This window comes from Ensifer sp. LC11 (assembly GCF_001695835.1).
Taxonomy (GTDB): domain Bacteria; phylum Pseudomonadota; class Alphaproteobacteria; order Rhizobiales; family Rhizobiaceae; genus Ensifer.
In genome coordinates this window covers 135,149-157,855 of record NZ_MBSO01000008.1, presented here as the reverse complement: position 1 = coordinate 157,855, position 22,707 = coordinate 135,149, and the positions used below count along the sequence as shown (strand labels likewise).

The following is a 22,707-nucleotide window of genomic DNA, read 5'->3' as shown; positions in this document are numbered from 1 at the left end:
CCACCGGGCAAACGCCAAAATGCCGCGTCTTCGAATGGACGCGACGGTCAGCGATCAAGCGTGCGGTCTTGGGGTCAGTTGGCCCGGTAGACTTCGCCGGACGAGGTAATCATCACCCAGTGGCCGTCGCGCTGCTCGAGTGTGGCGAGGCGGCTGTTGTCGGGCAGGACCGAACCGATGCGCACGATATACATGCCGCTCGTGTCCTCGATGAGCGCGCGGCCATTGGCGACATGCATCAGCTTGAAGCCCGACTTGCCGGGAAAGGGCTGCGACAGCCCCTCTTCCGCAGCAGCGCCCTCGGGACCCGGACCGCCGCCGATGCCCGGCACCGTCGCTGTCGTCAATTGGTCGATTGCGGCCATTGTCTCGCCGTCCGCATCGGGCATGGCCAGCGGAGAGACAGAGACGACGTTGCGCGCAGCGCCTTCCGGCAGATTGCGGGTCGAGCCCTGCCAGAGCGGCGGCATGGTGAATTTGTCCTGGTGGAAGAAGGCATACCAGGGAAAGAAGGTCGCGAAAGCCGCAAGCGCGACGCCGGTCGCAGCCAGGAACTTGTCGGTCATCGGCATGCCGCTTCGCTTGCGCTGATGAACCGTTTCGTCCGCATCGTAGTCGGTCACCGCCATCACCTCGCTCTTGTGCCCGGCTGATTGCCCATCGCCGCCGCCTTCAGTGCATTGGCGAGGTCGGCAAAGGCGTCTTGCGCCGGGCGCTCACCGGCCGTTTGTGTCAGGACCTCGTAGATGACCGGCACCTGCTTGATCGCCATATCGAGATCGGGATCGCCGCCGGGGCGGTAGCCGCCGATCAGGCGAAGGTCGCGGGTTTCCTCGAAGCGATGGATCAGCGCCTTCAGGCGCGACACGAGCTTCTCCTGATCCGGCGTCCACGCCTTGCGCGCCAGGCGCGAGATCGAGGCGAGCGGGTTGATCGGCGGATAGCGCCCTTCCTCAGCGAGGCTGCGCTCGAGAACGATGTGCCCGTCGAGAATACCGCGTGTGGAGTCGGCGACCGGATCGTTGTGGTTATCACCGTCGACGAGGATGGAGATGATCGCCGTGATCGTGCCCGAGCCTTCGGTGCCGGGGCCGGCGCGCTCCAGCAGGCGCGGCAGCTCGGTGAAAACGGAGGCCGGATAGCCGCGCGCGATCGGCGGCTCGCCAGATGCCGTCGCCACTTCGCGGATCGCATGGGCAAAGCGGGTGACGCTGTCGACGATCAGGAGCACGTTCTCGCCGTTGTCGCGATAGTGCTCGGCAATGGTGACGGCCGTCAGCGGCGCCATCTTGCGCAGCATCGGACTTTCGTCGCTGGTCGCCACGACCGCGACCGATTTTGCGAGGTTGTCGCCGAGCGTATCCTCGATGAATTCACGCACTTCGCGACCACGTTCGCCAACAAGCGCGATCACCACCTTGTCGAAGGCGTCAGCCCGCGCCAGCATCGAAAGCAGCGTCGATTTGCCGACGCCGGAGCCGGCGAAAATGCCAAGGCGCTGGCCGAGGCAGAGCGGCGAGAAGATGTCGATTGCCCTGACGCCGGTGAGAAAGCCCTTTTCAACCCGCTTGCGGCTCATGGACGGCGGCGCGGTGTTGGAGATCGAGCGGCGCACTTCGCCCTGCGGCAGCGGGCCGAGGCCGTCGATCGGCTCACCGAGCGCATTGATCGCGCGACCGCACCATTGATCGGTCGGGGCGACGCGAAACGCGCCCTTGCGGATAACCGTGTCATGGATGCCGATCGGATCGCCGGGCTCGATCGGGCAGACCACCACCCGCTCCGGCTCGACCCGCACCACTTCGCCGAGATGGGTTCCCGTCACGCTCTTGTGGGCGACGAAATCGCCGAGCCGGACATGCCGCGACAGGCCGGTCACCGTATAGTGGCCGGGCGAAATCGTCTGGACGTGACCGCCGGGCGCGATCGAAAATTCCGGCTTGGCATAGCGCTCGACCAGGCCGGCAAGTGCCGCCAGAGATGTCGATCCCGTGCTTGTCTTCAGGCCTTCGCTTTGCATACCGATGTCCGTCAGAGATTAACGACTGCCGCCAAGCGTCTTGACCGCTTCCTCAAGCGATCCTTCGCTGTCACGCAGGAGGGCGGTGATGTTGTCGAAGGCACGGGTCACCATGATCAACTGCGATATTTCCTGGACAGCGTTGACGTTGGACTCCTCGACGAAGCCCTGCATGACGCCCACGTCGAAACGGTCGACGACGGGCTCGGCCTGTGCGGCCGGTTGAACGGCGCTGTTGTCGAGGCGCATGAAGCCCTTGCTGAAATCGGCCTCGTAGAGACCGAGCGAGGCGACGGCGACGCCGTTTTGATGGAGCGCGCCGTCGGCGCCGACGGTGATGTCGCCGCCATTGCCGTTGAGCTGGATCGGCGCACCGCCGGCATCGAGCACGGGATAGCCGCGGATCGTGACGAGGTCGCCGGTTTCGGTAAGCGTGAAACGCCCGTCACGCGTCAGCGCCGGCCCCGACGGCGTCTCAATCTGAAACCAGGCATCGCCCTTGATGGCGAAGTCGAGTGCCGAGCCGGTGCGCGACAGCGAGCCGTTGCTGGTGTTCAGAAACTCCTCGCCCTTGCTGACATAGGCAACCTTGGTCGGCTTGGTGTCGCCGAGCATCTGGTTGAACTTCACCTCGGTGCCGCGGAAGCCGACGGTGCTGGAGTTCGCGATGTTGTCGGCAAGTGTGTTGAGGCGCTTTTCGAGCGCCATCTGCGACGATATCGCGACATATAGACCGGTTTGCACGTTCAGTTTCCCCCGAGTTTCAGGCTGTTGATGGACAGGAGAAGATCGGAAGAAATGCCGTAGCCACTCGACGAGCCGAAGACCGCGAGCGGATCGTAACCGTCCGTTGAATTTTTGACTTCCCAGAGAGCCGTGAACCGGTCGAGAAACTCGGTGACCTTGGCCGGATCCTGGAAATCCTTGAAATCGAGTGCCTGTTCATAGGCCTCGGCCTGACGATCGACATTTGTCGCGGCGAATTCGTCGGGCAGTTGCAGGGTCGTGCGCACCACTTGGGCAAGCGCCTCGTCAGCGATGATGGCATAGCCGCTGTCGATCGTCGGCGCCATGCGCGAAAAATAGAGCGCAAGCCGCACGCCGGCATTCTCCTCGCCAGCGTCCTGTTCCAGCGTCTGGCGGGCATATTTGTCGGCGACGCCCTTCTGGGCCCGGTCGAAGGATGTGGCGGCCGCACCATGGGCGGCGAAGTTCAGCGATTCGACGAGCTGCTTGTAGCGCGTGTCGGTTAGCTTGTTGGCGAAGGCATCATCGTTGTCGATGCCTTCGGTCAGCACCTTGCGCATGAAAGCCTTGGCATAGGCCATGTCTTCCAGACCGTGCGCCTTCACGGCGTAGTTGTAGAGCCTGGTATCGGCGAAGAAATCGTCGATCGTTTTGACGTCGCCGATCTTCGACAGGTAATACTCCGTCTCTCGCGCCACGTCCGGCTGCTCGGCAACGCGGGCCAGCGACTTCGTCAAGTCGGCCGTTATCAGCTTGTAGCTCGTATAGGTCGTGGTCACGATCGGTTCGCCCCTGCCGGAATGACACAGACAGACCCAGAGCCTGCCTTGGCAAATCCTGACCGGATAGCCTTGCGCGAACCTGTCCCGATGAATGCCGCCGTCGCCTGGACCGGCCAGCCTCACGCAAGCATCAAACCGTATCCCGTTAGCGGAAAATAAGATCGCGACAGGTATCGAAAATGAATATCATCATCGGACTTCTTGTGACGTTCGGCTGTATCCTCGGCGGCTATCTGGCGATGGGCGGCCACATGGAAGTCCTCAACCAGCCCTTCGAACTGCTGATCATCGGCGGCGCTGGCGTCGGCGGCTTCATCATGGCCAATTCGATGAAGGTGGTGAAGGATACCGGCAAGGCACTCGGCGAAGCCTTTCGCCACAAGGTGCCGAAGGAGCGCGAATATCTCGACACGCTCGGCGTTCTCTACTCGCTGATGCGGGACCTGCGCACCAAGTCGCGCAACGAGATTGAAAGCCACATCGACAACCCGGAAGAATCCTCGATCTTCCAGTCGGCGCCGACGGTCGTGAAGAACAAGGAACTGACCGCCTTCATCTGCGACTACGTTCGCCTGATCATCATCGGCAACGCCCGCTCACACGAGATCGAAGCGCTGATGGACGAGGAAATCCAGACCATCACCCACGACAAGATGAAGTGCTACCACGCGCTGAACACCATGGGCGATGCCTTCCCGGCGATCGGTATCGTCGCGGCCGTTCTCGGCGTCATAAAGGCGATGGGCGCCATCAGCGAGGCGCCCGAAGTTCTCGGCGCCAAGATCGCGGCAGCACTTGTCGGTACGCTGCTCGGCGTGTTCCTCTCCTATTCGATCGTCGCGCCGCTCGTCGCCAACATCAAGTCGGTGCGCGAAAAGCAGAACCGGCTCTACATCATCGTCAAGCAGACGCTGCTGGCCTACATGAACGGTTCGGTACCGCAGGTCGCACTCGAATATGGCCGCAAGACCATCTCGGCCTACGAGCGCCCGTCGATCGACGCGGTCGAGCAGGAAATGATGAACCCCGGCGGCGGCGGCGACAGCAAGGCGGCTTGATCCCATGAATTCCGCGACATCCAACGTACACGCATTCGACCGGAAACTGCTGGCGCGCATGACCGGCGCACTCGGCGACGACCGGGTGATCGGCCGGCTGGCCCTCGAACTCGGCCAGGTCTTCGGCGAGTTCCTGCCCGATATCTGCCGGGCAGAGACGGATCTCGACATCGCCATCGGCTATGCCGGCTACAGGACCGGTCTTCGCCGGGAACTGATCTCCGCCCTCGGCACGGGCGTACTGATCAGCGACGTTTCGCTGCGCAACTGGTGCACGGATTTTCAGATCGGCTGCGACAGCCCCATCATCATCACCCTGGTCGAGGCCCTGCTTGGGGCCGAGCCGGCCGGCATCGAGGAGCCGCAGCCACGCGCCCTTTCTCAGATCGAGATCGACGTCGCGGTGCCGCTTTTCGAGAAGATCGCCGACGTGCTGCGCACCGCCGTCAGCGCCCCAGGTGGCTTCGAGCCGGTTGTCGAACGGCCCCTCAACAGCACGGCCCGCCCTAAGCCCGACCCGATGGTCGAGGACGTCCATGCGGGCGCCATCGATATGACGATCGGTTTCGGCCCGGTTCTTTCCACCTTCTCGATCATCGTTCCGCAGAGCGTGCTTTTGAAGACCACGATCGTCTTCCCCAAGGGCAGCAACCAGCAGCGCAAGGCCAAGACCGAGTGGACGGAACAGCTCGAGGAGCAGGTTCGCCGCTCGGCGGTGACGATCGAAGCGCGGGTCCGGCTCGAAAGCCTGACGCTTGATACGATCAGCCGCCTGCAGCCGGGCGACGTCATCGCCTTCCACGACACCCAGGACGTCCGCGTCGACGTCAACGCCAACGGCCGCGACCTCTATGTCTGCGAATTCGGTCGCTCGGGTTCGAAGTATACGGTCAGGGTCAAGGATACCCACGGTTCCGAACAGGATATCCTTCGCCACATCATGAGTTAAATCGGCCTGCCGCGCGCTCGCAGCATGCCTGAGGCAAGCTTCAACTGGAATAGTTCTCACATGGCACCCAAGAAAGCACCCATCAACGAACAGGCAGACGTCGCTGTCGGAGACATGGAACTCGACCAGGCGATCAACGACCTGCGCGGTGTCCTCAAGCAGGATTCGGACGCGCCGACCGCCTTCGGCTCGGAGTTCGGCGATGAAGCGCTGGGCACGACAACCGAATTCGGCAGCGAGTTTGGCGCGCCGGCCGGTGGTCTCGACGCATTCGGCGGCGATTTCGGTTCCAGCGACTTCGGCTCCAGCGACTTCGGCGCTGATCTGGGCGGAAGCTCCGCGTCGAGCGACTTCGGCGGCACCGATTTCGCAGCAACGTCCTTCGACAGCGCGGACGCAGCCATCGACACGCCGCCCGGCAGTGGCATGACGGCCAATCTCGATCTGATCATGGATATCCCGATCGATGTCCAGATCGTGCTCGGCACCAGCCGGATGCAGGTTTCCGGTCTCATGAACCTCAGCGAAGGCGCCACGATCGCGCTGGATCGCCGCATCGGCGAACCGGTCGAGATCATGGTCAATGGCCGGGTCATCGGCCGTGGCGAAATTACCGTTCTCGATGGCGACGATACCCGCTTCGGCGTCAAACTCATCGAGATCAAGGGCGGCAAGAAGTCTTAGTAGGGCCCGATGATCGGGCGAAGGATGAATCCATGATGGATTTCGAAAGTTTCGAGGCTCAGGCGCTATCAAGGCCGCTCAGCCAGACGGACAAGGCGGCGGCGGTTCTGCTTGCCATGGGCAAGGGCGTCGCGAGCAAGCTCTTGAAGTTCTTCACCCAGAGCGAACTGCAGTCGATCATTGCATCGGCGCAGTCGCTGCGCGCCATTCCGCCGCACGAGCTGGAAGCCCTCGTCAACGAGTTCGAAGACCTCTTCACCGAGGGCGCCGGCCTCATGGACAATGCCAAGGCGATCGAGAGCATCCTCGAAGAGGGCCTGACCCCGGACGAAGTCGACGGCCTGCTCGGCCGCCGCGCCACGTTCCAATCCTATGAAGCCAGCATCTGGGACCGCCTGCAGGAATGCGACCCGGTGGCGGTCTCCGTACAGCTTACCAAGGAGCATCCGCAGACGATCGCCTATGTTCTGTCGATGATGCCTTCGAGCTTCGGCGCCAAGGTGCTGCTGCAGCTGTCCGAAGGGCAGCGGCCGGACATCCTGAAGCGCGCCGTCAACATGAAGGACGTGAACCCGAAGGCCGCCGCGATCATCGAAAACCGCGTCATGGAAATGATCGGCGAGATGGAAGCGGAGCGCAATTCGGCGGGCCCCGCCAAGATCGCCGAGGTCATGAACGAACTCGACAAGCCGCAGGTCGACACCCTGCTTGCCTCACTCGAATCACTCAGCACCGCGTCCGCCAACAAGGTTCGCCCGAAGATCTTCCTCTTCGACGACGTCCTTTACATGCCGCAGCGCAGCCGCGTTCAGCTGTTCAACGACGTGTCGACCGACATCATCACCATGGCGCTGCGCGGCTCCACAGCGGAACTGCGCGAATCGGTGCTCGCCTCGATCGGCGCGCGCCAGCGCCGCATGATCGAGTCCGATCTCTCCATGGGCGACACCGGCATCAACCCGCGCGACATTGCCATTGCCCGGCGCTCGATCACGCAGGAAGCCATCCGACTGGCCGCCAGCGGGCAGCTCGAACTCAAGGAAAAGGACGTGCAAGCCGCCTGATCGGCGGCAAGGCACCCTTGCCCGTTCGACCGGCTGCCCAGGCGGCTGGTGCAACCGTCCCCCCAGACAGTATTTTCTGTTGAGCCCCGGCGAATGCCGGGGCTCAACTCTTGCCTGCCTTACCCTCTGGGTTCACTACAGGAAGCTAGGGCCCACGTCTGCTAGGACGCGTGGCGGCGCAGAGGGAACCGGGAGCCGTCCTGTCTCATGTCGGACGATCAGGATAAAGACAGCAAAACAGAGGCCCCGTCCGAGAAGAAGATCTCCGACGCGGCCGAAAAAGGTAACGTGCCCTTCTCGCGCGAGGCCACGATGTTCGCATCGACGCTCGCGATCTATATTTTCTTCGTCTTCTTCATGGCCGACGGTGTCGCCACAATGACCGAGGCGCTCAAGGATATCTTTGAGCAACCCGAGGCCTGGCGGCTGGAGAATGCGACCGACGTCGTGGCACTCATTACCCATCTCGCGTGGAAATCGACGGCCCTGCTTGTCCCGGTGTTCGTGCTGCTCATCGTCTTTGGCGTCGGCGCCTCGATCTTCCAGAACCTGCCGCGGCCGGTTCTGGACCGTATCCAGCCGAAGATGAACCGTGTGTCGCCGATGGCTGGCTTGAAGCGCATCTTCGGCATCCAGGGTCTCGTCGAATTCGGCAAGTCGCTGTTCAAGATCATCATCGTTTCGGTCGTCGTCGTTCTGGTGCTTTGGAATGATTACTTCGCGACGCTCGACCTGATGTTCTCCGATCCGGTGACGATGTTTGCGACGATGTCGGGCGACCTCAACGAGATCATGATCGTTATCCTGCTGGCGACCGCCGTGCTGGCGATCGCCGACCTCTTCTGGTCGCGGCATCATTGGTACACCGAGTTGATGATGACCAAGCAGGAAGTGAAGGAGGAAATGAAGCAGGCCCAGGGCGATCCAATCGTCAAGTCGCGCCTGCGCTCGATGCAGCGCGACCGGGCGCGCAAGCGGATGATTTCGTCGGTCCCGCGCGCCACGCTCGTCATTGCCAACCCGACCCACTATGCCGTTGCCTTGCGTTATGTCCGCGAGGAGAGCGACGCGCCGATCGTCGTGGCGATGGGCCAGGATCTGGTGGCCCTTAAAATCCGTGAAATTGCAGAGAAAAACGGCGTGCCGGTATTCGAGGACCCGCCGCTTGCACGCTCCATGTTTGCACAAGTCTCGGTCGATAGTGTGATTCCACCCGTGTTTTACAAGGCTGTTGCCGAACTCATTCACAGGGTGCATGCGTCGCAACCAAAACGGATGACATAACTCCGATGAAAAAGTGCGAATTCTCCGAGAAGCGGGAACAGATCGTAGCTGAAGCAATTCGCCCTGTGGCGACTGAACTGCGTCTGATCGACGCTGCAGACTTCATCGCTTTGTTGCGGTTCGAGTCTTATGCCAGCCTCGCTGATCTCGTCGAATCAGCCGCCGAGCTCTACTTTCTGCCCGGCACGGTGAACTTCGGTCTCGGCGGCAACTACAATCTGGATTGGGACTGCGAACCGGAAATCGTCCTCGACCTCGAACTCAAGCCACGCGGTGTGACGATCTACGTCCGCCTTTCACTCGGCAACGAGACGGCGGGGATCGAGATCAGCCACATCAGCTTCCAGAACCCTTCGTCCGATCCGGACGCGAATACCGCATTCCTGGCAAAGAGCCTGGAGGACGCGAAATTCGCCAAGACCTATGAGCTGCCGCTCGCGAGCTGAGCCGCCGCGCCCCCTCTTTCAGGATCGGCGACGCTGCAAGCCATCGTTGCCTCCTGCACATCTCCATAAATCGACCTCGATCCAAAGAGGCACGCAGCAAGGGCTATGGCTGCCTTTGCGCGTTTGATAAAGCGCGGCGCCGTCGGATGTTCTCGACACAAATCGAGCCGAAGTCTGAGAGCGCCATGCGTTCACATGAACGCGCCAAGGACACTCTAGCACTTTGATTCTAGAGCATCTTTCTGCCTCAAGTGATTCCGCTTGAGGCAGGATGCTTAGCTGATGTAGCCGAGGCGGATTGCCTTGGCGATCGCCTGGATCCGGTTCACCGAATCGAGCTTCGTCGTCGCAGCTCCGAGATAAGCGTTGACCGTATGAACCGAAAGGCCCATGCGCTCGGCAATCTCTTCGCTGATATGCCCGTCGCCCGCCATCTGCAGGCAGGCGATCTCGCGGTCACTCAACGTTTCTGACGGCGCAATCCGCTTTTCATCCGCTGCCAGAAGATCTGTCATGATCATGCAGCTGCGACCGTGCAGGTCGACCACCTGTTCCGTCGAGGCATCAACATAGCTGCCCGCAAAGACAACGTAGCCGTTGCCCTGCGCGCCGAGCCTGACGGGAAAGGCGATGCCCGAATAGGGAAGCTTGCGGCCCTTCAGCCGATAGGCAAAGGGCGCCAACTCGGAAAGTTCGGCGGCCTGGTGCTCCCCTGCCCCGTCCCAAAGAACTGGCAGCAGCGATTGATCGAGATGGGCGACCAGTTCCTCGCCAAAGGCGTTGACGAGATCATGGGCGTTCGCCTCGGCCAACTGACCCCAGTTGTCGAGGACGCAGGTCAGTTTTCGCGCACCGCCCGTGCCCTTGCCGTTGAGGCGTAACACTGCGAAATGCTTGGCGTTGATCTGACGCTGCATGGCCTGCAGGCGCGTCACCAAAGTTGCCGCGCGCGCGGCACGATTGCTGTTTCTGGCAAGCTTCTGTTCGTCGTCGATCCGCCCGCCGCCGAGAAAATGCGTCATCGCGCCCGTTCCTCACACAAGATTGTTGCGCACCGCGTAAGCAATCGCTTCCGATCGCGTCCTGGTCGCGGTCTTGCGCATGACGCTGGTGATGTAGTTGTTGATGGTGTTGCGCGAAATGCCAAGAATCACCGCGATTTCTTCGCTCGTCTTGCCTTCGGCGATCCAGAAGAGGCACTCAAGCTCGCGCTCCGTGAGCTCGAAGTCGCGGTCGTGGCGGACTTCGGCGCGCGTGGTGAAGCTTGCCAGATAGCCCGCCAGCAGCGTGACGTCGCGCAGGCTCTCCTGCGACAGGATCACGTCGTCCGGGACCAAGAGCATCAGCGAGAAGCGCAGACGCCCGACGTTGAAGGTGATCGCGCAATACTCGCGGCTGATGCCCCGCGGCAGATCGATATCATCGGGAAGCGCGTGGAAACACGGCTGCAGCACCGCCAGGCACTTTTCCAGCTCGGTGGTCTTGGCATGGAGCGCGGTGATGATGCCGGAAAGACGCCGAACGACGTCGAACGGCCAGTCGGAGCAGACGACGTGGTCAAGCCCACTGTCCTGCGAGAGGTCGTAGCGCGCCAGGAGATAGTGGCTCGCGCCGACATACTCCGTCAGCGCCGAAAGGCCGCTTCCAAGACCGTTCCGCCCAGCGACTTCGCCCAGTCGTCGCAAGAGCTGATCGCGCGAAAATCCACCGCCGCGTGCGCGCGTCGGTGCCGTCGGCAAAGGCCAGACAGCAATGCCTGCTTGCGAAATGTCCATGAGTTCAGCCCCCGTACCGGATCCACATCCCGGAACTGCACTTGCGCTGCCGCCGCCAACAGCCGGCCAAAGCCGAATATTACCACCAGTCGCAGATCAGGACGCGAATCAACTGCTAAAAATGTACATCGGCGCGCGAAAAAAAACATCGCCCTCTTCTGGCTATTTACTTCGCAGCACACGCTTGACGCGATTCCCGGTAACGGCGCGCCACAGGCGACGCCTCGTGGCGACAAATGTCGCCACAGAGCTGTAATATATTGATAGACAATGTATTTTTCTTCATGACTTTGCTGATCCTCCGCAGCGGCTGCGATTGCAGACGGCGCTGGGAGCGAAGATGAGGGCAGTTTCATCCCTAAAATGGGTCAATTTGCGTGGGCGTCGGCAATTAGAAGTCGGCAAGATTATACTTTGTTTTCACAGCTGTGGCTGAAATGCACCAGTGCATTTTCAGACATTGCTCATTTTATCAATATATAAATTGTGAAATCTAAAGAATACCTTCGCATGAAATCTAAGCTATATTTTCAGTAATCTATGTATTGCCCCATGTCGGCATAGTAGATATCGACACTCGATGCACGCCATGCGGGCGCGTCGAATCTATAAATTAAGATACCGTTAAAATATTACCATCGACAGCGCCCTGCGGGACTCCACAGGCTCACTTCGAAACTTGAAGCAAATTGGCGGCAAGGGCAAAATCAGCAGCCAGGCTCGCGCAATATTTGCCTCGAACATGAAAGCAGCACGGCGCTCGCTTAAGGCCGGCATGAAAAAGGCAAATCCCGCCACAGGGGCGGGATCTGCATGAATGTCGAAGTCTGTCTGATGCCTATCATGCGGCCTTGTCGAGGGCCCATTTGCGCAGGATCTTCGCCGCGCGCTCTTCGCTGATCTCCACCATCCGCGCCAGGCGTCGTTCCGGCCCTTCCTTGACCCGGCGGTTGAAGCTGCCACTGTCCTCGCCCATGTTGAGCAGGTCGTCGGTGCTGTCGAAGCCGAAGTCGGATCCGAAACCGTCCATGAGCGCACCGCCGGCACCGGCGTTCGCCGGGGAGAAGTCGGGCAGTTCGAGGCCCGCAGCTTCGCCTTCGATCCGGCCGGCACCGCCGCCGAGACCGAGCTGGCGAGCCAGCGGCCGCATGCCCATCCAAACCACCAGGAAGGCGACCACGATGAAGGCGAGCGCGTTGATGATGCCGCCGAGATTGCGCGTGAGCGTCTCCATCACGCCGGGGCCGGCGACGGCCTGGTCCAGCAATTGCGTCTCGACGAAGTCCATCGCGGTCAGGGTCACGATATCACCGCGGTTGGTGTCGAGGCCGGCTGCGGAAGCAACGATCTTCTGCATGTCCGCCAGATAGGCGTCGATCTTCGCCTGGTCGGCCGGTTCGCCAACCATCGCGGCCAGACGGCCACGGTTGACGACGACGGCCACCGAGAGCCGCTCGATCGTGTAGCTGTTCTTGACGGTCGCGATCGTCTTGCTGTTGATCTCGTAGTTGGTCTGCTCTTCTTTTTTCTCGGCCTCGTCGCTCGACTTCGGGCCGGCGCCGCCGCTCGGGGCAGCCTGCGGGATGTTCTGCTGGACGGTCGCGGCATTGTCCGGCTGCTGCTGGCTGGACTTCTGCTCTTCCTTGGTCACGCGCGTGGAGCGCTCAACGCGCGATTCCGGATCGAAGACCGTTTCCTGGATCTGCTGCGTATCGGTGTTCAGCCGCGCGGTGACGCTCGAACGGAAGTTGTCCATTCCAAGGAACGGCGCCAGCGCATTGTCGATCTTCTTCTCGAGCTCGGTCTGGACGTTCTGGACGACGCCGAGCGACTGGTTGAGAGCGCTGTTGGACGGATCATCGCCGGAGGCGAGCAATTGTCCGGTCGAATCAAGCACGGTCACGTCATCGACGTCGAGCCCTGGTACGGACGAGGCGACAAGATGGCGGATGGAAGCGGCGGCGCTGCGGCCGACCGTGGCGCTGGCGCGGATCATGACCGAAGCGGTGGGGTTCTGGTCCGCCTTGCGGAAGCTGCCGCGCTCCGGCATCACGATATGGACGCGAGCGGCGGCGATGCCGGAGATCTGCTGGATGGTGCGGCCGATTTCGCCTTCAAGCGCGCGAACCCGGGTGACTTCCTGCATGAAGGAGGTAAGGCCGAGCGAGCCGACATTGTCGAAGAGCTCATAGCCGGCATTGGCGCTGCTGGGCAGACCACGCTCGGCGAGCAGCAGGCGCGCCTTGCTCGTCATCCCAACAGGAACCTGGATGCTGGCGCCGTCTGATCCGACATTGAAATCGACGTTTGCTTCGGCCAGAGCGATGCTGATTTGGGTGACATCGCTGCGTTCAAGCCCAACATAGAGTGTCTCGAACGAGGGTCTGTTGACGTAAATACCGGCCCCAAGGACCATGCCGACAGCGACGATGCCAGCTGCCGCCAGCGCAATCAGCTTGCCTTGCCCGAGATTGCTCAGGTTCTTCGTGAACGTCGAGAGTTGATCCAACAGACTCATTCTGTTTCCGCACCCAGTATCGCAAGGCCTTCGATCCGGTCATCGGACGCGTGCCCTGCGCAGTTCCTACATTCGGGTTTGCTGGGTATCGACATGCCCTGTATCGACTTCCAATTCGCACGAATCTACCAGCCCCGATCGGGACCGTAGGAAACGAAACTTGCGCGAACTTGGCTTGATGGCCTCGAAGGGCCTGGCAAATGGCGCTGCCGACGGATTTATGCACAGCCCCCAAAAAACGCGGAGACCACCGTTCTTCAGGGAGCGCGATCGCAACACGGCGCCGAGAAGTGTCCCCACGAGCCGCTGATTTCAAAAGGATGAGGGTAACGCGCGCCGCGCCCTCGCATGAAAGCCGTCAGAAAGCCTCGAAATCGCCGGCCGCCTTCGTCAGCGGCTGCGAGTGGCCGTGGCGCAACATGCCGTTGCCAAGCGCCTTTTTCATATCGGCAAGCTTGACCAGGTTGACGGCGGTGGTGACGTCAACCATCCAGGCGTCTGGGATCGACGCGGTTATCGTGTCGATGAATTCGGCAAGCCCGCGTGTCTTCTGCACGGCCAGGTCGATGCCCTGCAGCACCATCATCTTGTCCGGGTTGGCAAGTGCGTCGACGCCCTCGTCGCCAGCGAGCTGCGGTTCGATCCGCTCGATCAGATAGGCGACGTCATGCAGTTCGGTGACGATGCGCATCAGCACCTCGGGGAGCGCTTCTTCCACGTGCGGCATGTGGCCCTGGTAGTTGGTCTGCATCGGTATGTCTCACGTGGCTCGGGGCTTCGATAGAAGTCGTATTTGCGGCCTGCGAGGCGCCTGCCTCGCAGGGTCAGAAGAATTCGATGGAGCTTTCTACCGGCTTCGGCGCGACGATCGGGCGCTCCTCCATCTGCACCGTGCGCTGGGTCTCGACGCCGGTCAGGGCATATTGCCGGGCACGACCGCTGGACGGCCAGTATTCGAGCTTGCGACCGTGCTCGCCGCCCGTGCTTTCGCCGACGATGCGGATGCCTTCGTCGAGCAGGAACTGGCGCGCGAAGGCGGCATTCTGCTCGCCGACATTGGAGAAACGCGCGATCGTCTTGGCACCGCCGAAGATCTTGGCTTCGAGACGATCTCGTCTCGCACCCTGCTTCAGGAGGCCGTTGATGAGCAACTCCATGAGGTGGACCCCGTAACGGGTGGCGTCACCGCCGGAGGCAGGCGACGCCGCGGAACCGGGCAGCAGAAAGTGATTCATGCCGCCGACGCCGACCACGGGATCGCGCATGCAAGCTGCCACGCAAGAGCCGAGGATGGTCGACAACACGACGTTGGGATCGTTGAAGACCTTGTACTCGCCTTGAATGACATGCACGCGCTTGCCGGCGGCTTCATTGTTCATTTGAGCGCCCCGAATACGGCTTCGATCGCGGCCTTCATCTTCTCGATGGTGAACGGCTTGGCGAGAACGTTGTTGGCCCCGAGGGCCGCCGCCTTCTGGACCAGGGCACGATCGCCCTGAGCCGTCAGGATGATGAAGGCCGCCTTCTTGGTCGCCGGGTTCGAGCGAACCGCCTGCAGGAGGCCGAGGCCATCCATCTTCGGCATGTTGAAGTCGGAGATCACCAGATGATGCGGGTTCTGAGCCATGATCTTCATGCCCTGCTCCCCGTCACCAGCTGCGGTGATCTGCTTGAAACCGAGCTGCTGCAGGGCATCACCCAGGAGCAGGCGGCTGGTCACCTGATCGTCAACGATCAGAACTTTGATTTTTTCGGCGATGGACATTATTCGCTTCCTTCCTTGCGGAGCGCCGCTGCTTTCAGCACCTCCTCCCCGATGGAACCGAGGGGAAGCTGGGTTTCAACGGCGCCCAATTCATAGGCGACTCTCGGCATGCCGTAGACGACGCATGTTTTTTCGTTTTGGCCGAAGGTCTTTGCTCCGGCATGCCGCATTTTCAGGAGACCGGAGGCACCGTCGCGCCCCATTCCGGTCAGAATCACACCGATCGCATTGCGCCCGGCAAGTTCGGCCACCGAATCAAACAGCACGTCGACCGACGGGCGATGCCCATTGACCGGATCTCGGTCGACCAGGCGGCAGCAGGGTGCCGTCGGGTTTGCGACCTGCAGATGACGGTCGCCACCCGGCGCCAGATAGACCTTGCCGATTTCCAGGCGTGCGCCGTCTGTCGCCTCCTGCACCGTCGGCGCGCACAGGCGGTTCAGCCGCTCGGCAAAGCTCTTGGTGAAGGTGTGCGGCATGTGCTGTGTAATAACCGTCGGCGGGCAATTGGCCGGGAACTTCTGCAAAACCGTGATCAGGGCTTCGACGCCACCGGTCGAGGCGCCGATCGCAATGATCTTGCGGCCGGCTCGGTAGTCCGAGGCTGTGTTCGCATTGGCGGCGGCGGGAGAGGCCGCAACCTTGTTGCCGGTGATGATGAATTTGCGCTGCGAGCGCGCAGCCGCCTTCACCTTGTCGACGAGGCCGGCGAAGGGATGAGGGTCGCCCGGATGCGGCTTGCCGACGCAATCGAAGGCGCCGATTTCAAGTGCGGCGATCGTCGCTTCGGCGCCCTTGTGGGTCAAGGTCGAGACCATGATGACCGGCATTGGCCGCAGCCGCATGATCTTGTCGAGGAACTCGAGGCCGTTCATGTTCGGCATTTCGATGTCGAGGGTGACGACATCAGGATCGAGTTGCTTGATTGCCTGGCGCGCTTCCATGGCATCGGCCGCCTGGCCTACGACGGTTACATCCGGATCAGCGTTCAACACAGCGGTGATCAGGCCACGCATGGTGGCCGAGTCGTCAACGACGAGAACACGAGCGGGAGCTGTCATGCCCGTCCTCCATGAAATTTGCCGGTATGGCGGTAGGTGGTGATGCCGATGTTGTCGAAGTGCGCCTTAGCGTCACCCGACACGCGTTCGGAATGGCCGATGTAGAGATGTCCCTCGGTGTTCAGCATGCCGGCGAAACGCGACCAGATCTTCATCTGCGTCGGTTCGTCGAAATAGATCACCACGTTGCGGCAGAAGATCACGTCGAAAGGCCCCTTGAATGGCCATTGGGCCATCAGGTTGAGCTCATTGAAGGTGATCAGCCGCTTGACACGATCGTCGACCTGCCACTTGAAGCGGCCACCGGCATTGACCTCCGAGAACCACTGCTTGCGCATGGCCGGATTGACGGTCTCAAGCGCCGTCGCGTCGTAGGCGCCGGCGCGGGCGAGCGCCAGGATCTTCGGATCGATGTCAGTCGCGAGGATGCGGAAGTCGTAGTCCGCCGCATTCGGCAGCAAGGACAGGACCGTCAGCGCGATCGAATAGGGCTCCTGCCCGTCCGAACAGGCGGCCGACCAGATGCGCACCCGGCCACCGGCCTTCGCACGGGCAATCAGATCCGGAAGCACGTCGGTCTTCAGGTGCTCGAAATGATGGTTCTCACGGAAGAACCGGGTGAAGTTGGTGGTCAGGTGCGAGAGCATGTCGCGGCGCGCCGCGGCACCGGCCGGCGAGGCGACCAGCTGGCAATAGTCACGGAAGCCCTTGAGCCCGAGATTGCGGATGTGCTTCGACAGCCGCGAATAGACAAGCGAAGCCTTGCTCTCATTGAGATAGATTCCAGCGTCCGCATAGATCATCGCGGCGATCTCGCTGAGATCGCGGCGGGTCAGCGGATATTCGCCGCTTGCCAGGCATTCGTCCGGCGACAGTTTCTGTTCGAATGCCACCTGGTTCCTCATGCGGCTTCCCTTTCTTCCTGCGGGAAGATTGCTTCCAGCTCTATGAGGCAGATCATTCGGCCCTCGATTGCCAGCACGCCGCGGGCGAAGCTTTTCTCGAACTCAGACGAGATGACATCGGGCGTCGGCTGGATCTTGTCGTCGGTGATTGTCAGTATGTCGGAGACGGCATCCACCAGGAGGCCGACGACCTGGCTTTTCACCTGGGCGACGATGATGACGTGACGGACGGTCGGCTCCGCCGGCTTCATGCCGAGCCGGGCCGAAAGATCGACGATCGGCAGCACGGCACCACGCAGATTGATCACCCCGAGGACATAGGATGGCGCATGCGGCATCGATGTCGCGGGTGTCCAGCCACGGATCTCGCGCACCAACATGATGTTCACGCAGAATTCCTGATCGCCGACGCGGAAAGCGATCAGCTCCCGTCCGTTCGTCGTCAGATTTTTTGCGGCATAGGTCATTGTCATTACCCGACTGCAGCAAGTGACATTTCAGGCTTCAGCGATTGCCCGCGCGAAGCGGCCACGATCGCATCGACATCAAGAATGAGCGCCACGCGGCCATCACCCAGAATGGTCGCGGCGGCGATGCCCGGCACGTGGGTGTAGTTCGCCTCGAGGCTCTTGATCACCACCTGGCGCTGCCCCTGGATCGCATCGACCATCAAGGCGCGCTGGCCGCCGCCTTCCGATTCGACCAGCAGCGCAACGCCCTCGACCGGGTTCGCCTGGGTGCCGCGGAAGTTCAGGATGCGGCCGACATCGACAAGCGGGCAGAAGGAGTTGCGGATCGAGATCAGCCTCTGGTTGGAGCCGAAGGAGTGGATCGCAGAAGCTTCCGGCTGCAGCGTCTCGACGATCGCGGTCAACGGCACGACGAGCGTCTGGTTGGCGACCGTGACCACCATGCCGTCGAGAACGGCGAGCGTCAGCGGCAGGCTCATGATGAAGACCGAGCCGTGGCCCGGCTTCGAGGAGATATTGATGCGGCCACCGAGCGCCTGGATCGAGCGCTTGACCACGTCCATGCCGACGCCGCGGCCGGAGATGTCGGAGATCTTGTCTGCCGTCGAGAAGCCGGCATGGAAGATCAGGTTGTCGATCTCTTCGTCCGAAAGGTTCGCGTCCGCTGCGATCAGGTCGTTGTCGATCGCCTTCTGGCGCACCTTCTCGCGGTTGATGCCGGCACCGTCGTCAGCAAGCTCGATGACGATGCGTCCGGAGCGATGCTTGGCTGTCAGGCGCACCGTGCCCTCGGCGCTCTTGCCTGCAGCAAGACGCTTCTCCGGCGTTTCGAGACCATGGTCGACGGCGTTGCGGATCATGTGCGTCAGCGGTTCGGCGAGCTTGTCGATGACCGTCTTGTCGACTTCGGTGTTCTCGCCTTCGGTGATGAGACGGACCGACTTACCGGTCATGTCGGCGATTTCGCGCACGATGCGCGACATGCGCTGGAACACCGGCTTGACCGGCTGCGCGCGGATCGCCATCACCGAATCCTGGATCTCGCGGGTGAGCTGCTGCAGCTCTTCGAGGCCCATGTTGATCGACGACGTGCCGTTGGTGTCGTTCTCGACCACGCTCTGCGACAGCATCGCCTGGTTGATGACGAGCTCGCCGACGAGGTTGATCAGGCGATCGACGCGATCGAGATCAACGCGGATGGTCGGCGTGCCAGCGGAGGCGGCGGCCTGCTGCGCGGCAGCGCTCTGAGCGGCGGCACTCGCGGCCGCGGGTGCCGGCTTTTCAGTCGGTGCGCGTGTTGCGGACTGCGCCATCTGCAGGACGTTGCTGGCCGTGCCCGCGGCAGAAACGGCAGCGTTGCGGATATCCCGTTGCTGGGCCGCGAGCTGTTCTTCCTCTTCGACCACTCCCACCGAAACCGCCGGTTCGTCGTCAAGAATCGACAGATCGAACGGAACCGGCTGCATTGGCAGCTCTTCGCCAGACGGGGCCGTTTCATCCGAGACGAGGGAAATCTCCAGATCGCAGTCCCACTCGGCGAACTCGAAAACGGTGCGGATCGCGTCCTCACCCTTGTCGGTCGCAAGCGAGATCTTCCAGAAGAAGTAAGCGCTTTCCGGGCTCAGACGATCAAGCGTCGGCAGGGCGCCCATATCGCAATGGATGCTCATCTCGCCAAGACGGGAGAGGTCGCGCAAAAGCAGCGTTGCCTCGTTGCCCTTGGCATAGAGATCGGACTTCGGCTTGAAGACGATGTCGTAGACGGGCATTTCCATCAGCGGCGGTTCTTCGGGCGCATCGAAGTCGTCGAAGGAGAAGGCGACCGGCTGGAAGCCCTCGTCGTTGACCGGCGGCGGAGCCGCGGCAGCCACAGGCTTTACGACCGGTTCAACCGGTGCTGCGGAAGCCGGCGGCACTTCACCGTTTGCCAGAGCTTCGAGTTCCTTGATCAGCTGACGGCTGCGCGCCCCGTCGACGCTGCCGCCGTCACGAGCGGCATTGGTGAGGTCGGCGAGTACGTCGGCCGACTTCAGCATGACCTTCAGAACTTCCGGTCCGGGATCGAGCCGGTTGGAACGAACGCAATCGAGGGTCGTCTCGAACACATGTGCGAAGGAGACGAGGTCGTCGAGCCCAAAGGCGCCGGCGCCACCCTTGATCGAGTGCACCGCGCGGAACACCGCATTGACCGTTTCCGGGTCGCGGTCGCCGTCATTGAGCTTCAGCAGACCCGATTCCAGTTCGGCGAGTTGTTCCTCGCATTCCTGGAAGAAGATCTCTTTGATTTCGTTCATATCCATTGGAGGCTATCCCCGGACTTCAGGCCGTTACGCGCTCGATTGCATCAATCAGTTTGGTCGGGTCGAACGGCTTGACGATCCAGCCCGTAGCTCCCGCCTGACGCGCACGGTTCTTCTTCTCCGCGTCGCTTTCCGTGGTCAGCACAAGGATCGGAATGGCGCGGTAGCGGTCGTTCTTGCGCACGCCTTCGATGAAACCGAAGCCATCGAGGCGCGGCATGTTGATGTCGGTGACAATCACGTCGGGATTGGCCTCTTCGAGAACTTCGAGCCCCTCGACGCCGTCCTCGGCCTGGATCGTTTCGAATCCGGCATTGTTCAGCGTGACCAGCAGCATGTTTCGGATCGTCCGGGAGTCGTCGACCGTCAGAACGCGCTTCTTCATTTCTCAAATCTCCTTTGCCATCAGATGATCGATCTCGACCCCGATGAGCTGTGTCGTTTTCTCGAAAGCGTCCGACACCTTGCTGAAGGTGAAAGACAAATGATCCTCTTCCCAGGTCTTGGCACCGGCCATCAGCACCTGGACGCAAAGCGTGCCCACCCGCTCGACCGCCGAAGCATCGATCACGATGTCGCTGCCCTTGAGCGCGAGCAGCTTCTCATGCAGCGCCGTCGCCTCGTTCAGGTCCAATACCGGAGCGAGGCTGAGCGTCTTTTGAGCGGTCTTCTTGCTGGCCATTCCTGTCTTCCTCGACTGCTAACTCTTGAATGCCCTAGGGATCAGCGTTGCCACCCGGCAAGCTGCCGCTGCGGCCCCTCGTCGAACAGCGCCGCGGCTGGTTCATCGGCAATTACCGCCGATGCCTGCCGGCGCTGCTCGGCCCCGATTGCCGGAGAAACCGGATGGCGACGCTCCAGGCGGAACTGGCGGATGGTCTCGCCGAGCTCGACGATGACCGTATGGAGGTCGTCCGACGAGCGGACCGTCTCACCGGCCAAGGCCGCACTCGCCTCAACGCCCCGAGAGATCGTGCCGATCTCGGCGGCAACACCCCTGAGATCGCCGACCTGCTGCTCCGCCTCGCGGGCGATGCCGGACACGGCGGTGTTGATCGCCGTCACCTGCTCGACAATGCTGCTGATTGCATCCTGGGTGCGACCGACGATCTCAACGCCGGTCTCGACCTGCGCCTTGGTACCGGTCACCAGCTGCTTGATCTCGCGTGCCGCCTCGCCGGAGCGCTGCGCCAGCGCGCGCACTTCCTGGGCGACGACGGCAAAGCCGCGACCGCTGTCACCGGCGCGGGCCGCCTCGATGCCGGCATTGAGCGCCAGGAGGTTGGTCTGGAAGGCGATCTCGTCGATCACGCCGATGATCTGCCCGATCTTTTCGGCGGAGGCCTCGATGTCGGCCATGGCGGTGATGGCCTGGCCGGCGATCTCACCGCTGCGCTCGACGGCGACGCGGGTTTCGTTGGTCTTCGTCTCCGTGGCGCTGATGCGCCCGGATCCGGTCGCCATGCGCCCGGCCATGTCGGCAAGGGCTGCAAGCTGACCCGAAAGTGCGTCGGCTTCGGAAGTCGCCTTGTCGGAGTAAGCCGCTGCACCGCCGCGCATGCGATCAACCAGCGTCTCGGCAGCGTTGCTTCGCTCACCGGACGCCTGCAGGCTCTGTTGAATCTGTTCGAGTGCCGCATTCAGGCTGGCGACGATCGGCTGATAGGCCTCGGCCGCACCGTCGGGCAGCCGCACGCCAAGATCGCCACGGCTCAAACCGTCGGCAAACTCGCCAAAAAGGGCCTTGATTTCCTGCTCATCGGCGCTGCGCTGCTCAGTCAGCTGCCGCTGATGCTGCTGGCGAAGGGCGTTGAAGCGGAGCGAAACACCGATCTCGGTGTCGACGAAGGTGGTTCGTACAAGTGCAGCAACGAGGCCGCAAAGTTCACGGCGACGTGCCTTGCCCATCGGCAGGAAAGACTTCGGCCAGGCGTCTTCGATCAACCCGACGAGGAGGTGTTCGAGCACGACCGCGTGGCTTGCCATCTGCCAGCGCGGGTCGAGCCCCATACGGTTCGCCGTATCGGCAAGAACCTTGACCCGCTCCGCATAGAGCCCGTCGAAACGGGCGTCGGTCAGCACATTCCAGTGCGACGACTGCAGGTCCTGAAGGCGGTCGATCTGACGATCACTGTCGAAGTGGCGGGTCGCGTCGGGATAGGTCTGCAGACGCTGGAAGAGGTCGCGAAGCGCGAGCTCGATGCGAGGAGAAAGCTTTTGCCTGTGGTCCCGGACGCGGTTGCAGCTCTCTTCGTCGAGCCCGGCAAAGCGCAAGCGCTCCAGCAGGCTGCCTGCCTGGCCCTTCTTTGCCTGTTCTGACGATGCTTCCTGCCTCAACGCTGATCCCCGGGTACTGCGCGCTTGCGAATTTGCCTGGGGAGGGTCAATGGGAGCTCCGGTCCACCGGACGTGCACGCCACATTGATGAGATCAGCCCCCGCCAGCGGCGTCTGCTATCGTTCATCCCGCAAGTAAATTCGGTGAAGAATGGATACCGGACCTGAACCGGTACGGCGGGGCGGCATCATGCCTTGAGGAGACTTGGATTTTTCCCATTCCGACGTGTGGGACCATGTTTATGGTTAATTCCTTGCTTGAAGGTTAACGGTCCATCGCCTCTAATCGGATTCACTAAAATTCGCAGGGTGTTTTCGCGCGCCATTTTTGCACTGCAACAAAACTGTAATAAAAGCCCCTGAAACCAACAGGTTCTCAATCACAAGAGTTTAGAATTGTACTTTGACTTGCGCTCGCGTATCGAAGCGAAAGTGAAGTGGGCGCTGCATGCGCGAAGAAACCTTCGCAACACGCAAAGCGACATCATGACGATGCGCTTACAGGAAACGAACAATGATTGTTCTTGGCATCGGCGCCGCACT

Annotated in this window: 23 protein-coding genes; 6 read left to right on the top strand and 17 right to left on the bottom strand. The window is 61.6% G+C overall.

Annotated elements, in window-relative coordinates:
- Positions 1-74: 74 nt before the first annotated feature.
- The 4 genes from BBX50_RS06455 to BBX50_RS06440 are packed head-to-tail and all read right to left on the bottom strand — an operon-like array spanning position 75 to position 3,546.
- On the bottom strand, positions 75-629 hold the full coding sequence (locus tag BBX50_RS06455; protein ID WP_065774490.1) for a flagellar protein: 555 nt from the start codon (positions 627-629) through the stop codon (positions 75-77).
- Positions 629-2,020, bottom strand: coding sequence for a flagellar protein export ATPase FliI (gene fliI, locus BBX50_RS06450; protein ID WP_065774489.1), 1,392 nt, complete (start codon positions 2,018-2,020; stop codon positions 629-631). The genes BBX50_RS06455 and fliI overlap by 1 nt, the downstream gene beginning before the upstream one ends.
- A gap of 18 nt (positions 2,021-2,038) precedes the next feature.
- Positions 2,039-2,764 (bottom strand): flagellar basal-body rod protein FlgF, encoded by a 726-nt coding sequence (flgF, locus tag BBX50_RS06445; RefSeq protein WP_065774488.1) that lies wholly within the window; start codon positions 2,762-2,764, stop codon positions 2,039-2,041.
- Between the two features lie 2 nt (positions 2,765-2,766).
- Positions 2,767-3,546, bottom strand: coding sequence for a DUF1217 domain-containing protein (locus tag BBX50_RS06440; protein ID WP_065774509.1), 780 nt, complete (start codon positions 3,544-3,546; stop codon positions 2,767-2,769).
- 182 nt (positions 3,547-3,728) lie between these two features.
- On the opposite strand from BBX50_RS06440, the gene motA reads away from it, so the two are divergent.
- The 6 genes from motA (at position 3,729) to BBX50_RS06410 (ending at position 9,034) form a co-directional block, all read left to right on the top strand.
- Entirely contained in the window at positions 3,729-4,607 is an 879-nt protein-coding gene (gene motA / locus BBX50_RS06435) for a flagellar motor stator protein MotA (RefSeq protein ID WP_065774487.1), read from the top strand.
- 4 nt (positions 4,608-4,611) lie between these two features.
- On the top strand, positions 4,612-5,556 hold the full coding sequence (locus BBX50_RS06430; protein WP_065774486.1) for a FliM/FliN family flagellar motor switch protein: 945 nt from the start codon (positions 4,612-4,614) through the stop codon (positions 5,554-5,556).
- A 60-nt stretch (positions 5,557-5,616) separates the two neighbouring features.
- The gene (gene fliN / locus BBX50_RS06425; RefSeq protein WP_065774485.1) at positions 5,617-6,240 is read left to right on the top strand and encodes a flagellar motor switch protein FliN; all 624 of its coding nucleotides are present in this window, start codon (positions 5,617-5,619) and stop codon (positions 6,238-6,240) included.
- A 32-nt stretch (positions 6,241-6,272) separates the two neighbouring features.
- Positions 6,273-7,304 (top strand): flagellar motor switch protein FliG, encoded by a 1,032-nt coding sequence (fliG, locus tag BBX50_RS06420; protein ID WP_065774484.1) that lies wholly within the window; start codon positions 6,273-6,275, stop codon positions 7,302-7,304.
- Positions 7,305-7,511: 207 nt separating this feature from the next.
- On the top strand, positions 7,512-8,588 hold the full coding sequence (gene flhB / locus BBX50_RS06415) for a flagellar biosynthesis protein FlhB (protein ID WP_065774483.1): 1,077 nt from the start codon (positions 7,512-7,514) through the stop codon (positions 8,586-8,588).
- 5 nt (positions 8,589-8,593) lie between these two features.
- The gene (locus tag BBX50_RS06410) at positions 8,594-9,034 is read left to right on the top strand and encodes a hypothetical protein (RefSeq protein WP_065774482.1); all 441 of its coding nucleotides are present in this window, start codon (positions 8,594-8,596) and stop codon (positions 9,032-9,034) included.
- Between the two features lie 275 nt (positions 9,035-9,309).
- Here the strand turns inward: BBX50_RS06410 and BBX50_RS06405 are convergent, their stop codons facing one another.
- The 13 genes from BBX50_RS06405 to BBX50_RS06345 all read right to left on the bottom strand — a co-directional run bounded on the left by BBX50_RS06405 (position 9,310) and on the right by BBX50_RS06345 (position 22,165).
- A complete protein-coding gene (locus BBX50_RS06405) occupies positions 9,310-10,056 on the bottom strand; it encodes a helix-turn-helix transcriptional regulator (protein ID WP_065774481.1) in 747 nt (248 codons plus the stop codon).
- A gap of 12 nt (positions 10,057-10,068) precedes the next feature.
- Positions 10,069-10,809, bottom strand: a complete 741-nt coding sequence (locus BBX50_RS06400) for a helix-turn-helix transcriptional regulator (protein WP_065774480.1) — start codon at positions 10,807-10,809, stop codon at positions 10,069-10,071.
- A gap of 841 nt (positions 10,810-11,650) precedes the next feature.
- The gene (gene fliF / locus BBX50_RS06395; protein WP_065774479.1) at positions 11,651-13,327 is read right to left on the bottom strand and encodes a flagellar basal-body MS-ring/collar protein FliF; all 1,677 of its coding nucleotides are present in this window, start codon (positions 13,325-13,327) and stop codon (positions 11,651-11,653) included.
- 358 nt (positions 13,328-13,685) lie between these two features.
- Positions 13,686-14,078, bottom strand: coding sequence for a hypothetical protein (locus BBX50_RS06390; RefSeq protein ID WP_065774478.1), 393 nt, complete (start codon positions 14,076-14,078; stop codon positions 13,686-13,688).
- Between the two features lie 73 nt (positions 14,079-14,151).
- Positions 14,152-14,706, bottom strand: coding sequence for a chemoreceptor glutamine deamidase CheD (gene cheD / locus BBX50_RS06385; RefSeq protein WP_065774477.1), 555 nt, complete (start codon positions 14,704-14,706; stop codon positions 14,152-14,154).
- Positions 14,703-15,092: a response regulator gene (locus tag BBX50_RS06380; RefSeq protein WP_025425902.1), complete on the bottom strand. Its 390-nt coding sequence runs from the start codon at positions 15,090-15,092 to the stop codon at positions 14,703-14,705. The genes cheD and BBX50_RS06380 overlap by 4 nt, the downstream gene beginning before the upstream one ends.
- Complete coding sequence (locus BBX50_RS06375; RefSeq protein WP_065774476.1) at positions 15,092-16,153, bottom strand: chemotaxis response regulator protein-glutamate methylesterase; 1,062 nt, start codon at positions 16,151-16,153, stop codon at positions 15,092-15,094. The genes BBX50_RS06380 and BBX50_RS06375 overlap by 1 nt, the downstream gene beginning before the upstream one ends.
- Entirely contained in the window at positions 16,150-17,058 is a 909-nt protein-coding gene (cheR, locus tag BBX50_RS06370) for a protein-glutamate O-methyltransferase CheR (protein ID WP_065774475.1), read from the bottom strand. Before cheR ends, BBX50_RS06375 begins: the two co-directional genes overlap by 4 nt.
- On the bottom strand, positions 17,055-17,525 hold the full coding sequence (locus BBX50_RS06365) for a chemotaxis protein CheW (RefSeq protein ID WP_065774508.1): 471 nt from the start codon (positions 17,523-17,525) through the stop codon (positions 17,055-17,057). Before BBX50_RS06365 ends, cheR begins: the two co-directional genes overlap by 4 nt.
- A 5-nt stretch (positions 17,526-17,530) precedes the next feature.
- Positions 17,531-19,828, bottom strand: coding sequence for a chemotaxis protein CheA (locus BBX50_RS06360; RefSeq protein WP_065774474.1), 2,298 nt, complete (start codon positions 19,826-19,828; stop codon positions 17,531-17,533).
- A 19-nt stretch (positions 19,829-19,847) separates the two neighbouring features.
- Entirely contained in the window at positions 19,848-20,213 is a 366-nt protein-coding gene (locus BBX50_RS06355) for a response regulator (protein ID WP_025425897.1), read from the bottom strand.
- A 3-nt stretch (positions 20,214-20,216) separates the two neighbouring features.
- On the bottom strand, positions 20,217-20,510 hold the full coding sequence (locus BBX50_RS06350) for an STAS domain-containing protein (protein WP_065774473.1): 294 nt from the start codon (positions 20,508-20,510) through the stop codon (positions 20,217-20,219).
- A 41-nt stretch (positions 20,511-20,551) separates the two neighbouring features.
- Positions 20,552-22,165, bottom strand: a complete 1,614-nt coding sequence (locus BBX50_RS06345; protein ID WP_065774472.1) for a globin-coupled sensor protein — start codon at positions 22,163-22,165, stop codon at positions 20,552-20,554.
- Between the last annotated feature and the right edge of the window lie 542 nt (positions 22,166-22,707).